Here is a 12,098-nt window from a genome sequence, read left to right as displayed (position 1 = left end):
TGATCGTCCTCGCATCGCCGTAAGTCGATGTCGACGCGGGCCTTCGTACGGCGCGCACACCGGCCCTCAGACGCTTCGACGCGGCGTGACCTCCGTTGGTTCCGGCCTGCCCGTCAAACATTCCCCGGTGGGTTTGGGTCGTTGCTGAAAGAAGGCACCCTTGAAGCTCTCCCCACGGTTCGCTACAGCGGCCGGTGTGTTCGCGGTCGGGCTGGTCACAGCCGGCACGGCCGCGGCCATTCAAGCCACGAACGCCTCGGCCTCCACGGACGCCGTCGAGGTGTCCAACGCCGCCGCCGCCCAGTCGGTCGACTCGTATGTCAAGAGCAAGCCGAGCGTGATCCAGCCCAGCTCCGACGAAAGCTACGTGCAGAACTCGGTGACGGCCTCGGGTAACGCCAAGTACATCTCGTACGACCGCACCTACAAGGGCCTGCACGTCAGGGGCGGTGACTTCGTCGTCGTCACGGACAAGGCCGGCGCGACGCAGTACACGTCCGTGTCGCAGACCAAGGCGATCGGCAACATCTCGACGACCCCGTCGATCACCTCGGCCTCCGCCGAGAAGGTCGCCCGGCAGCAGCTCAAGACGGTCAACAACGTCGAGGGCACCAGCCTGGTCGTGTACACGCTCGACGGGTCGGCGAAGCTCGCCTACGAGACCACGCTGTCCGGCACCGGCGCCGAGGGCGCCAGCCGGCTCACCGTTGACGTCGACGCCAACACCGGCGCCCTGATCAAGTCGACCGAGCACGTGGTCGAGGGCAGCGGCACCGGCTGGATCAACGGCTCCGTGACGATCAACACCACGCAGTCGGGCAGCACGTTCAGCATGAAGGACCCGTCCATCACGGGCCTGTCGTGCCAGGACGCGGCGAACAACACCACGTTCTCCGGCTCCGACGACGTGTGGGGCAACGGGACCGGCACCAACCGGGAGACCGGCTGCGTCGACGCGCTCTACGTCGCGCAGAAGGAAATCTCGATGCTGTCCTCGTGGCTGGGCCGCAACGGCTTCAACGGCTCCGGCGGCGGCTGGCCGCTGCGGGTCGGCCTGAACGACCAGAACGCGTACTACGACGGCACCCAGGTCCAGATCGGCAAGAACACCGCCGGTCAGTGGATCGCCTCCGCCGACGTCGTCGGCCACGAGAACGGCCACGGCATCGACGACAACACGCCGGGCGGTATCTCGAACGGCAACACCCAGGAGTTCGTCGCGGACACGTTCGGCGCGGCCACCGAGTGGTTCGCGAACAACCCGAACGACCCGCCGGACTACCTGGTCGGCGAGGAGGTCAACCTCGTCGGCAGCGGACCGATCCGCAACATGTACAACCCGTCGGCCCTGGGCGACGACAACTGCTACTCCAGCAGCATCCCGTCGGAGGAGGTCCACGCGGCCGCCGGCCCGGGTAACCACTGGTTCTACCTGATGGCGCAGGGTTCGTCCGGCAACGGTCAGCCCGCCAGCTCGACCTGCAACGGCTCGACGGTCACCAACCCGCTGGGCATCCAGAACGCCATCAAGATCATGTACAACGCGATGCTGATGAAGACCTCGTCGTCGTCGTACCTGAAGTACCGCACCTGGACGCTGACCGCGGCGAAGAACCTGTTCCCGGGCAGCTGCACCCAGTTCAACACGGTCAAGGCCGCGTGGGACGCGGTGTCCGTGCCGGCGCAGTCGGGCGACCCGACCTGCACCGGTGGCACCACGCCGCCGCCCACCACCGGTGGTCCGACCACCACGCCGCCCACCGGCGGCTGCTCCGGCCAGAAGCTGGCGAACCCCGGCTTCGAGTCCGGCGCGACGTCGTGGTCCGGCACCACGGGCAGCATCGGCCAGTGGGCCAGCTCGGGCGAGGCCGCGCACGGCGGCACCTACAGCTCGTGGCTCGACGGCTACGGCTCGACCCACACCGAGGCGATCCAGCAATCGGTGACCATCCCGGCCGGATGTACAGCGACGCTCTCGTTCTACGTCCACATCGACACGGCCGAGACGACCAGCAGTGTGGCCTACGACAAGCTGACCATCACGGCCGGCTCGACGACCCTGGCCACGCTGTCGAACCTCAACAAGGCCTCCGGCTACCAGCTCAAGAGCTACAGCATCAGCGCGCTGGCGGGTCAGACGGTCACAATCAAGTTCAGCGGCACCGAGGACTCCTCGCTGCAGACCTCGTTCGTCATCGACGACACGGCCGTCACGCTGAGCTGAGCAGTCTCTGAAGGAGGGGCCCGGGCCGCGCGTCGCCCGGGCCCTTCTTCATATCGTCACCGCGATCCCGATGACCGGCGGCTTGCGCAGGCGCAGCACCCGCGCGAAGAAGTTGCCGGCCCGGGACAGGAAGTACTTCCCGGCGATGTACCGCCGCGCCTGCGCCGTGCCCGCCTCGTCGAGCAGCCGCGCGGTGCCGGACGCCGTCGACGCCCCCGGCTTCACCGTGCCGCGCACGTTGCACGGGGTGAGCTCGACCTGCCCGTTGTTGCGGATGCGCTTGACCTTCCAGGCGTCGAGGTTGGACACGATGAACACCTCGCCGTCGTGCAGCGCGTGCCACACCGGCGTCGCGACCGGAGTGCCGTCCTTGCGATACGTGGTCAGGCGGACGTAGCCGGCCCGCCCGATCTCTTCCACTGCGCTCATTCGTCAAATGTACGGAGCCGGTCGCCCAGCGCCCGGGCAATCGCCTCCGGCGCGTCCGCGGGCAGGAAGTGCCCCGCGTCGCCCACGCCGGCGACGGTGAGCGCCGGCAGCTCGGCCCGGCACAGGTCGGGCCGGCCGGACCGCCCCATGCCGATCAGGTCGGGAAGAGCACGGGCGGGCCGTCTCCACCGGTGTCCAGGCAGTGCATACTCGTGCCGAGCACCTTCACGCCGCCCATTCTGCAACACCCCGTTTGGTTGGACTTGCCGCGCCGGGTGGGCGCCGCGGCCGCGCCGTTCAGGTGCTCATCGAGCCCGCGGACTCCCCGTGCACCGGACCGGCCCGTAGGCTCGGCGCGGCACACGTCAGGATCGGGGGCCCGCATGCTGCAGTTCCGCATCCTGGGCCCGCTCGAGGTCGACAACGCCGGCGCCCCGGTCGACACCGGCACCCCGAAACAACGCGCCGTGCTGGCGATGCTCGCCACCCAGCCCGGCCGGGTCGTCTCCGTGCAGCGCCTCATCGACGAACTGTGGGCCGACGAGCCGCCGGAGCGCGCGATCGCGTCCCTGCAGGCGTACGTCTCCCGCCTGCGCCGCGCCCTCGAGCCCGGCCGCACCGCCCGCGACCGCTCGGCGGTGCTGGTCAGCCGCTCGCCCGGCTACGTGCTGCAGGTGCCGGCCGAGTCCGTCGACGCCGCCCGCTTCGCCGCCGCCGTGGAGCGCACCGGCGAGCCCGCGGACGTCCTGCCGGCGCTGAGCGAGGCCCTGGACCTCTGGCGCGGCGACCCGCTGCCGGAGCTCGGCGAGTCGGCCCTGGCCCGCGCCGAACGCAGCCGCCTGGTCGAACTGCGGCTGACCGCGATCGAACGGCACTCGGACGCCCTGCTCGCCCTCGGCCGCGCGCCCGAGGTGGTGTACCGCACCGAGTCCGCCCTGGCCGAGGCCCCCTACCGGGAGCGGCTGTGGGGGCAGCTCATGCTGGCGCTGTACCGCGGCGGCCGGCAGGCGGACGCGATGTCGGCGTACGCCCGCGCGCGCCGCGGCCTCACCGAGGAACTGGGCATCGAGCCGGGGCCGGCGCTGCAGCAACTGGCCCAGGAGATCCTGCGCCAGGCCCCGCACCTGGAAGCGGCACCCGCCACCGCGGCGGCCACGCCACCCGCTGCGGCACCCACCGCCGCGCAGACCACCACGACACCCACCTCGGCCACCGCGCCCACCGCCACGACACCCACCGCCGCGCCGGCCACCTTCGCCACCCAGACCTCCGCCACCACCGCTGCTCCCACCACCACCGCCGCCGCCGCCGCCATCGCCACCGCCACCCCCACACCCACCGCCCTCCCCGCGTCCGCACCCGCCACCCTCGCCACCACCACAGCCCCAGCCGCGCCCACCAGCACTCCTGCCGCCACCGCCATCACCACTGCGCCGTCCTTTCCTCCGGGCGTTACCGAAATTTCCGACATGCGGAGCATGTCGGAAATCGACGACGGCGACGAACTCGTCGGCCGCGACCCCGAGCTGCGCACCGTCGACCGCCTCCTCGCCGAGGCCGCCGCGGGCCACGGCCGGCTGCTGCTCGTCTCCGGCGCCCCCGGCATCGGCAAGTCGGCCCTGCTGCGCGAGGTCGCCGCCCGCGCCCGGGGCTTCGTCGGCGCCGGCTCCGGCGTCGACGGCGAGGCGCCGCCCGTGTTCCTGCCCTGGGCCCAGATCCTGTGCGCCATCGCGAGCAGCGAGCCCGCGGCCGCCGCCCTGGCCGAGGCCTTCGCGCCCTACGGCAACCTGCCCGCCGTCCTCGACCCCACCCTCGCCGACGTGCTGGCCCTCCCGGCCGCCGAGCGGATCGCCGACCCCGAGATGGCGCGCTCCCGGCTGCTGCGCGGCATCGTCGACGGCCTCGGGCGGCTCGCCGGGAACGTGCCGCTGGTGCTGGTACTCGACGACGCCCACTGGCTCGACGCGCCCTCCACGGTGCTGCTCACCATGTTCGCCAAGGCGTTGCGGGGCCGCCGGATGCTGCTGGCCGTCGGGTACCGGGAGGCCGAGCTGGCCCCCGACGCGCCCCTCGCCGGCGTGCTCGCCGAGCTGGTCGCCGGCCCGGCCGCGGTCCGGATGCCGCTGGACGGCCTCGGCCCCGACGGCATCGCCGCGCTGGCGCGCTCGGTCACCGGCGGCGAGGTGCCCGAGGCGACCGTCGACATGCTGGCCGACCGCACCGGCGGCAACCCGTTCTTCGTCGTCGAGCTGCTGCGCGTGCTCGTCGCCGAGCACACCCTGTCGCCCGAGCACGTGCCGGTGCGGGTCCAGGAGGTGCTCCGCCGCCGCCTGGCGAAGCTCCCCGGCCAGGTCAACGCCGTGCTCGCGGTCGCCGCGGTGCTCGGGCGCGACGTGGCCGTGCCGGTGCTGCGCGACGTCGTGCAGATCGACGAGCTGGACCTGTTCGACACGCTCGACACCGCCGTCGTCGCCGGGCTGCTGACCGCCACCGACGACCCCGGCCTGCTGCGGTTCTCCCACGATCTGGTGCGCCAGACCGCGTACCAGGACCTGGGGCCGCTGCGCCGGGCCCGGCTGCACGCCCGGGCCGCCCAGGCGCTGCGCGACACCGGCCTGGGCACCGCGGCCCAGCTGGCCGGGCACCTGCGGGCCGCGCTGCCGGTGCTCTCGCCCTACGACGTGGTGCCGGCCCTGGCCGCGGCGGCCCGCGAGGCGTACGACCGCACCGCGCACGAGCAGGCCTCGGAGCTGCTCGACGAGGGCCTGGAGCGGCTGCGTGCCGCCCCGGCGAGCGAGCGGCGCGACGTCGCCGAGCTCGACCTGCGCATCCGGCTGGCGTACATGCGCCAGGCCAGCGACGGGTACCTCGCGCCGGTCGCCGCCGAGCAGTACGCCGCCATGGAGCCGCTGCTGCTGCGCCTGCGGGGACGGCCGGTGCTCGACGTGCTGCCGGCGCTGTGGGGGTACGCCTCCTTCCACACCGCCGCCGGCGACGTGCGGCGGGCCGTGTCGGTCGCCCGCTCCCCCGCGCACGGCCCCGCCGACCCGTGGGCCGCGGTCGTCGCCGAGGTGCACGAGGGCCACGCCGCGCTGACCGTGCCGGACCTGCCACGGGCCTACGCGCACTTCGAGAACGCGCTCGACGCGCTGCCCGGCGGTGACCTGCCGGTGTTCCCGATCGTCAACTGGGACCCGGTCATCGGCGCGCTGGCCCCGGCCGCGATCGCCTGCGGCATGCTCGGCGACGACGACACGGCCCAGGCCCACCTCCGCGCGGCCCGGGCGCGGGCGGCGCGGGTCGGCGAGCTGTTCCTGGACATGTACGTCGCGCATTTCACCGCCGTCGTGGCCGCCGACCGCGACGATCCCGAGGCGGCCGCGGCGGCGGCCCGGGACACCCTCGGGCTGGCGGAGCGGGGCGGGCACCGGGAGTACCGCAGCCTCGCCGGGCTGGTGCTGGGCTGGGCGGAGGTGCGCACCGGCGACCCGGCCGGGCTCGAGCGCATGGCCGCCGCGCGCGAGCACCTCGGCGACGCCATGCGCCGCTTCGGGCGGCTCGAGGCCCTCTACGCCGACGCCCTGCTGGCGCTCGACCGGCGCGACGAGGCCGCCGCGGTCACGGCCGCCGCGCTCGAGGCCGGGCTGACCGGGCAGAGCGCGTTCGCCGAGCCGGACCTGCTCCGCCTGCGGGCCCTGGCGACCGGCGACACCACCTGGGCCGATGCGGCGCTGCGGCGGGCCGGCGAGCTGCACCACGCCCGCGCGCTGGCCCGGGCTCAGCTGATCGTGCGCTCGTAACAGACGGACAGCTCGGAGCCCTGGTAAACCCCGAAGAGCGGGATCTGGCGGTACCCCTCCCGCTCGTAGAACCGCCGCGCGTCGGGCTGCTCGGTGCCGGTCTCCAGGCGCAGCCGCGGCCAGCCGCGCCCGGCCGCGTGGCGTTCGAGGGCGCGCAGCAGCGCCGTGGCGACACCCGTGCCGCGGGCGGGCGGGGTGACGTACATCCGCTTGATCTCGGCGCTGGAACCGTCCAGCCGCCGCAGCGCCCCGCAGCCGACCGGTGCGCCGTCGCGCTCGGCGACCAGGAAGACGTCGACGTCGTCCGCGCTCGGGGCGGCGCCGGGTTCGTGCTCCCCGCCGCCGTACCGCGCGTCGAGCTCCGCCACCTGCTCGGCCCGCAGGGCCGCCCCGGCCGGGTCGTCCCACGGCCGCTCCCGGATGATCCACTCCGCCACGGGTTGGATACTAATCTCCACCCAGGGTTCCAACCGTGGGTGGCGGCGCTCGCGGACGCCGATCAATACCGTTCTCGCCATGAACACGACCACGCTGCTGATCGCCGTCGCCGTCATCGTCCTGCTCATGGTCCGCCGGTACATCGGGGAGCCGCTCGCGGCCCGGCGCCTGATCGTCCCGCCGCTGCTGCTCATCGTCGCCGGCGGCTACACCCTCGCTCAGGTCGACTTCGCCACCGCGGCCAAGCACCCGGTCATCGACGGCGCGGTGCTCGGCGCCGGGGCGGTGCTCGCGGTGATCGGCGGCATCGTGCGGGGCCTGACCGTGAAGGTGTTCGTGCAGCAGGGCCACGTGTGGTACCGCTACACGCTCGTCACCATCGGCGTGTGGGTCGCCCTCATCGTGCTGCGGGTCGGCCAGACGCTCGCCGGGCGCTCCCTGCACGCCGACGCGGCGGTGCTCTCGGCCGGCCTGCTGCTCGTGCTCGGCCTGAGCTTCCTCGGCGAGGCCGCGATCGTCGGCCGGCGCGCCATCGCCACCGGCGCCCCGTTCGCCCCGCAGGGCGCCCGGCGGGCCGCCCGCCGCGGTGACTTCATCGGCCGGGTCTGAGCATGGCGCAGACTGGTCCGGTGTTCGAGTTCGTCACCGCGCGCCGCGTCGCCCGGTACCGCCAGCTGCGCTCCCTGATCATCCTGACGATCGTGGTCATCGCGATGTTCCAGGACGAACCCCGGCCCGGGCTCTCCGGCCGGGGCCTCGCCCTGCTCGCCGGCATCGTGTTCGGCGGGGCGGCGTGGACCGCGATGACGCTGCGGTTCGGGGCCCCGCGCTGGCAGCCGTACACCATCGCCGCCTGCATGCTGGCCGGGTTCGAACTGACCCTGGCCCGCCCGGGCGGCTACGGCGCCGTCTTCGCCCTCGCCGGGGTCACCATCGCGTGCGCGTCGCTGCCGCTGACGACCGCCGCGGTGCTCACCGGCGCCGGCGCGGTCCTGCTGGTCGTCGCGCACACGATCGCCGGCTCCCCGCTGGAGTCGATAGTCATCTGGGCCGGCGCGATGCTCCTGCTGTTCCTGCTGGGCAACGTCCGCCGGGAGCGCGAGGCCCGCGCCGAGCAGAACGAGCTCCTGGCCGGCGAGCAGGCCAAGGCGGCCGCGCTGGCCGAGCGGGCGAGGCTGGCCCGCGAGATCCACGACGTGCTCGCCCACTCCCTCTCCGCCCTGTCCCTGCAGCTGGAGACGGCGGCCGCGCTGCTGGAGCGCGACCGGGCCGCGGACGCCGCGGTGATCGTCGACCGCGCCGGCCGCCTGGCCCGCGACGGCCTCACCGAGACGCGGCGCGCCGTGAGCGCCCTGCGCGGCGATCCCGTGCCGCTGCCGGAGCTGCTGCGCGAGCTCACCGCCGACGCGGACTTCGCGCTGCTGGGCGAGCCGCGCGACGTGACCGCCGAGACGGGCCTGGCGCTGTACCGCTCCGCGCAGGAGGCGCTCACGAACGTCCGCAAGCACGCGCCGGGCAGCTCGGTCGACGTCCGGCTCGAGTACGGCGACGCCGAGATCCGCCTCACCGTGCGCAACCACGGCCCGGCCGGGCCGCCGACGACGGGGTTGTCGTCCGGGTACGGCCTGACCGGCCTGCGCGAGCGCGCCGAGCTGGCCGGCGGGGCGTTCGCGGCCGGGCCGTCGGACGACGGCTGGCTGGTGGATGTGAGGATGCCCGGATGAGCATCCGGGTTGTGGTGGCCGACGATCAGACCGCCGTGCGGGAGGGGCTGGCCCTGATGCTGAGCCTGCTCGACGACGTCGAGGTGGTGGGCGAGGCCGCGGACGGCGAGGCGGCGCTGGAGCTGGTGGCGCGGCACAGCCCGGACGTGGTGCTGATGGACCTGCGCATGCCGCGCATGGACGGCGTGGCGGCCACGGGCGCGATCCGCGCCGCGCACCCCGAGACCCGGGTGGTGGTCCTGACGACGTTCGCCGACGACGACGACATCCTGACGGCCCTGCAGGCGGGCGCGCTGGGCTACCTGACGAAGGACGCGGGCCGGGTCCAGATCGCCCAGGCCATCCGCGCGGCCGCGGCGGGCCAGTCGGTGCTGGACCCGAAGGTGCAGCAGCGCCTCCTGGCCGCGGCCGTGCAGTCCTCGTCCGCGGCACCGCCCCCGCCCGTCGCGGAGGGCCTGACCGCCCGCGAGACCGAGGTGCTGAGCCTGATCGCCGCGGGCCTGTCGAACCGTGAGATCGCCGAGCGCCTGTACGTCACCGAGGTCACGGTGAAGTCGCACATCAACCGCCTGTTCGCGAAGATCGGCGTGCGCGACCGCGCCCAGGCCGTCCGCTACGCCTTCGAGCGCGGCCTGGCCTCGTGACGGTCAGGCCCGGCTGGCGAGCCGGCGGAGGACGTCGGCGGCGGGACCGTCCGTGGCGAAGCGGAAGCCCGTCCCGGCCCACAGGTTGACCCGGTCGGCGTCGTTCGCGCGCGCGGCGGCCCGGCGCAGCGGGGTCGTGAGGTAGTGGACCGCGGGGTAGCCCGAGGGCGCCTCGCCGTCGTGGCGGTCGACGAAGCCGTTGCGCAGGGCCCGGGCGGGCCGGCCGCTGAACGCCCGCGTGATCACCGTGTCCACGGTGGACCAGATCCCGGTCCCGACGAGCCCGTCGCCGGCGTCGTCCCGGGCGCTCTCGTCGCCGGCCTCGGCGCGGACGGCGCGGGTGGCCGCCTCGGCCAGCGTCGTCTTGTGTACCGCCGACGCGCCGCTCTCGTCCGTGCGCAGCAGGGCGGTGCCCACCATCACGGTCTCGGCGCCCGCCTCCAGGGTCGCGACCACGTCGTCGGCGGTGCCCACGCCGCCCGCGGCGATCACGGGAAGGTCGACCACGCCCTGGACGGCGCGCACCAGGTCCGTGAGCGGAACGTCGCGCGGGATGATCGTCGGCGTGAAGGTGCCCGAGTGCGCGCCGGCCTCCGAGGACTGCACGATCAGGCCGTCGAAGCCCAGCTCGGCGGCGGCTCGCGCCTCCGCGGTGGACGTCACGGTCTGCAGGACCACGGTGCCGGCCCGGCGCAGGGCGGCCACGGTGGCCGCCGGGGGCAGGGCGAACGTGAAGGAGACCAGCGGGACCGGGCGGGACAGGAGCAGGTCGATCTTCGCCGACCAGTCGTCGTCGTGCTCGGTGATCTCGGCGTTCGCCAGGTCCAGGCCGTAGACGTCGGCCTCGCGCTGCAGGATCCGGGCGTAGGCGCGGAACTCGGCCGGGTCGACCGGGACCGGGTTCGGGGCGAAGACGTTCACGCCGTAGGGGCCGTCCACCTCGTCCAGCTGGGCGGCCAGTTCCGCCGCGGTCCGGTAGCCCGCGGCCAGGAAACCAAGGCTGCCGGCGCGGGCCGCCGCCGTCACCAGGGCCGTGGTCGTCGGGCCGCCGGCCATGGGGGCGGCGATCACGGGTGAGGCAACGCCCAGCAACGAGGTCATGCCCCCGATCATCCCCCGCCGGCGGCGAACCCCGAAGACGGGGGCGAAACCGGGCACGGATCAGCCCTGGTCGAGGGCTTCCTGCACCGAGGTCTCGGGCCGGCCGAGGAACACCGGGTCGCGCCCCGACAGCACGTCCCACGCGGCCTTGTCCGCCGCGCCGTACTCGCGCGCCGAGGCCTGCAGCCACGGCGCCCGGAAGCGGGCCATCGTCGTGTCGCCCACGCCCGTCGCGTCCACGCCGAGGTGGCGGCACAGCGTCACGGCGCGCTCCAGGTGGAACGCCTGGGTGACGATGATCATCTTATCGACGCCGAAGACGCGCTTGGCCCGGGCGCAGGAGTCGTACGTGTCGAAGCCCGCGTGGTCCTCGATGATCCGGCCGGCCGGGACGCCGTGGGCGTTGAGCCACAGCCACATGTTGCCGGGCTCGTCGTACCCCCAGTCCATGTGGTCGCCGGAGACCAGGATCGCCTTGACCTTGCCCGCGGCGTACAGCTGCCGCGCGAGCTCCAGCCGCGCCTCCAGGAAGGGCGAGGGCGTCCCGTCGTCGTACACCTGGGCGCCGAGCACCATGGCGACCGGGGCCGCCGGCACGTCGGCGACGGTGAAGATGTGCCCGTCGGCCGCCGTCCGCAGCCACATGCTGCTCTCGGCCGTCAGGACGCCGACCACGATCGCCGCCGCGAACCCCAGCCGCACCACACGCCGCAGATATGCCCGCCACATTCCCCCGAGGATCGCGTTCACCCGCGGAATTCCAACAGAACGACGCTAATCCGACAAGCGCGGGCCCCAGGACGGCGCCGCCCGGGCCATCGCGGCGGCCAGGTCGGCCTCGGCGATGAGCTCCTGGTGGGTGCCCTCGGCGCCGCAGGCGAACGCGCCCGACACGGCGCCCGCGAGCGCGCACTCGGGCAGCGGGCGCCCGTGCAGCCAGCGGCTCATGAAGGCGGTGCTGAACGCGTCGCCGGCGCCGTTGGAGTCGACGGCGGGCCGCTCCAGCGCCGCGACGGGGAAGCGCAGCGGCGCCGGGCCCGACCACTCGGCGAGCACCCGGCAGCCGGCGTCGCCCTCGGTGGCCACCACGACCGAGGCGCGGCCCTCGGTGAGGATGCGGCGCATGACGTCGTCGATCCGGTCGGCCGCGGCCGCCGAGGAGAGGAACACCAGGTCCGCCTCGCCCGCCATCGGCCACGCCCAGCCGGCCTCGCCGTCCCAGGCGTGCACGTCCGTCGAGGTCGAGATGCCCAGCTCGCGGGCGGCCGCCCAGACGGCGGGCGTGCGCTGGGTGGCGACGTGCACGTGGGCCGCCTTCTCGACCAGCGGGAGGTAGAAGTCCTCCGGGAAGACGTACCCGTCCGGGTGGCGCCCGTCGAAGAAGGAGAACCGGCGCCCGGCCGCGTCGACGAGGTTCACGCTGCGCGGGGTGCCGTTCGGCGCCGGGATGAAGACGCCGTCGAGGCCGAGCACCGCGTGGCGGGCCCGGATCAGCGCGCCCTGCTCGTCGTCGCCGAGCACGTCGGCGAACCGGGTGCGCAGGCCCAGCGCGTGGAACCCGAGCGCCACGCCGTTGCCGGAGTGGGCGACGTAGTCGCGGATCGGCGGCACCGGCAGGTTGTCGCTGTCGGGCAGGGCGAGCTCGGGCACGCGGACGATGGTGTCCACGCCCGCTCCCCCCAGCACCAGCACGTCGAAGTCGACCACCGCCGAAGCATAGACGGCGCGGCTGGGCATC

At 74.1% G+C, this 12,098-nt stretch carries 11 protein-coding genes; 5 read left to right on the top strand and 6 right to left on the bottom strand.

Features of this window, described 5'->3' with window-relative positions; genetic code table 11:
* Window positions 1-160 precede the first annotated feature (160 nt).
* Window positions 161-2,224 carry a M4 family metallopeptidase gene (locus AB0B76_RS13005; RefSeq protein ID WP_360374073.1) on the top strand — a complete coding sequence of 688 codons (2,064 nt, stop codon included), beginning with the start codon at window positions 161-163 and terminating at the stop codon, window positions 2,222-2,224.
* Between the two features lie 48 nt (window positions 2,225-2,272).
* Here the strand turns inward: AB0B76_RS13005 and AB0B76_RS13000 are convergent, their stop codons facing one another.
* Window positions 2,273-2,653: a PPOX class F420-dependent oxidoreductase gene (locus tag AB0B76_RS13000; RefSeq protein WP_360374071.1), complete on the bottom strand. Its 381-nt coding sequence runs from the start codon at window positions 2,651-2,653 to the stop codon at window positions 2,273-2,275.
* Window positions 2,650-2,802 (bottom strand): hypothetical protein, encoded by a 153-nt coding sequence (locus AB0B76_RS12995; RefSeq protein WP_360374069.1) that lies wholly within the window; start codon window positions 2,800-2,802, stop codon window positions 2,650-2,652. The genes AB0B76_RS13000 and AB0B76_RS12995 overlap by 4 nt, the downstream gene beginning before the upstream one ends.
* A 234-nt stretch (window positions 2,803-3,036) precedes the next feature.
* Here AB0B76_RS12995 and AB0B76_RS12990 point away from each other — a divergent pair, with 234 nt between their 5' ends.
* Window positions 3,037-6,453: a BTAD domain-containing putative transcriptional regulator gene (locus tag AB0B76_RS12990; protein WP_360374067.1), complete on the top strand. Its 3,417-nt coding sequence runs from the start codon at window positions 3,037-3,039 to the stop codon at window positions 6,451-6,453.
* Here the strand turns inward: AB0B76_RS12990 and AB0B76_RS12985 are convergent.
* On the bottom strand, window positions 6,432-6,890 hold the full coding sequence (locus AB0B76_RS12985; protein ID WP_360374065.1) for a GNAT family N-acetyltransferase: 459 nt from the start codon (window positions 6,888-6,890) through the stop codon (window positions 6,432-6,434). The two genes, AB0B76_RS12990 and AB0B76_RS12985, sit on opposite strands and share 22 nt — an antisense overlap.
* Before the next feature lie 79 nt (window positions 6,891-6,969).
* On the opposite strand from AB0B76_RS12985, the gene AB0B76_RS12980 reads away from it, so the two are divergent.
* From AB0B76_RS12980 to AB0B76_RS12970, 3 genes are read left to right on the top strand one after another with little or no spacing between them, the layout of a single operon-like run.
* A complete protein-coding gene (locus AB0B76_RS12980; protein ID WP_360374063.1) occupies window positions 6,970-7,500 on the top strand; it encodes a hypothetical protein in 531 nt (176 codons plus the stop codon).
* 20 nt (window positions 7,501-7,520) lie between these two features.
* Window positions 7,521-8,615, top strand: a complete 1,095-nt coding sequence (locus AB0B76_RS12975; RefSeq protein ID WP_360374061.1) for a histidine kinase — start codon at window positions 7,521-7,523, stop codon at window positions 8,613-8,615.
* Complete coding sequence (locus AB0B76_RS12970; RefSeq protein WP_360374059.1) at window positions 8,612-9,259, top strand: response regulator transcription factor; 648 nt, start codon at window positions 8,612-8,614, stop codon at window positions 9,257-9,259. The genes AB0B76_RS12975 and AB0B76_RS12970 overlap by 4 nt, the downstream gene beginning before the upstream one ends.
* 3 nt (window positions 9,260-9,262) lie before the next feature.
* Here AB0B76_RS12970 and AB0B76_RS12965 read toward each other — a convergent pair whose 3' ends face one another.
* Genes AB0B76_RS12965 through AB0B76_RS12955 form a run of 3 tightly spaced genes read right to left on the bottom strand, consistent with a single transcriptional unit; the run spans window position 9,263 to window position 12,097 of the window.
* On the bottom strand, window positions 9,263-10,360 hold the full coding sequence (locus AB0B76_RS12965; protein ID WP_360374057.1) for a nitronate monooxygenase: 1,098 nt from the start codon (window positions 10,358-10,360) through the stop codon (window positions 9,263-9,265).
* A gap of 60 nt (window positions 10,361-10,420) precedes the next feature.
* Window positions 10,421-11,110 carry an ElyC/SanA/YdcF family protein gene (locus AB0B76_RS12960; protein ID WP_360374055.1) on the bottom strand — a complete coding sequence of 230 codons (690 nt, stop codon included), beginning with the start codon at window positions 11,108-11,110 and terminating at the stop codon, window positions 10,421-10,423.
* A gap of 24 nt (window positions 11,111-11,134) precedes the next feature.
* On the bottom strand, window positions 11,135-12,097 hold the full coding sequence (locus AB0B76_RS12955) for a carbohydrate kinase family protein (protein WP_360374053.1): 963 nt from the start codon (window positions 12,095-12,097) through the stop codon (window positions 11,135-11,137).
* Between the last annotated feature and the right edge of the window lies 1 nt (window position 12,098).

This window comes from Dactylosporangium sp. NPDC049140, from assembly GCF_040648435.1.
The sequence above is the reverse complement of the archived record's forward strand: the minus strand, read 5'-3'. Positions and strand labels throughout refer to the sequence as shown.

What these genes read in the sequence shown, in the direction of transcription:
- AB0B76_RS13000 (WP_360374071.1), bottom strand. Translation starts at nt 2,653, where the DNA reads ATGAGCGCAGTGGAAGAGATCGGGCGGGCCGGCTACGTCCGCCTGACC.
- AB0B76_RS12995 (WP_360374069.1), bottom strand. Translation starts at nt 2,802, where the DNA reads ATGGGGCGGTCCGGCCGGCCCGACCTGTGCCGGGCCGAGCTGCCGGCG.
- AB0B76_RS12990 (WP_360374067.1), top strand. Translation starts at nt 3,037, where the DNA reads ATGCTGCAGTTCCGCATCCTGGGCCCGCTCGAGGTCGACAACGCCGGC.
- AB0B76_RS12980 (WP_360374063.1), top strand. Translation starts at nt 6,970, where the DNA reads ATGAACACGACCACGCTGCTGATCGCCGTCGCCGTCATCGTCCTGCTC.
- AB0B76_RS12970 (WP_360374059.1), top strand. Translation starts at nt 8,612, where the DNA reads ATGAGCATCCGGGTTGTGGTGGCCGACGATCAGACCGCCGTGCGGGAG.
- AB0B76_RS12965 (WP_360374057.1), bottom strand. Translation starts at nt 10,360, where the DNA reads ATGACCTCGTTGCTGGGCGTTGCCTCACCCGTGATCGCCGCCCCCATG.
- AB0B76_RS12955 (WP_360374053.1), bottom strand. Translation starts at nt 12,097, where the DNA reads ATGCCCAGCCGCGCCGTCTATGCTTCGGCGGTGGTCGACTTCGACGTG.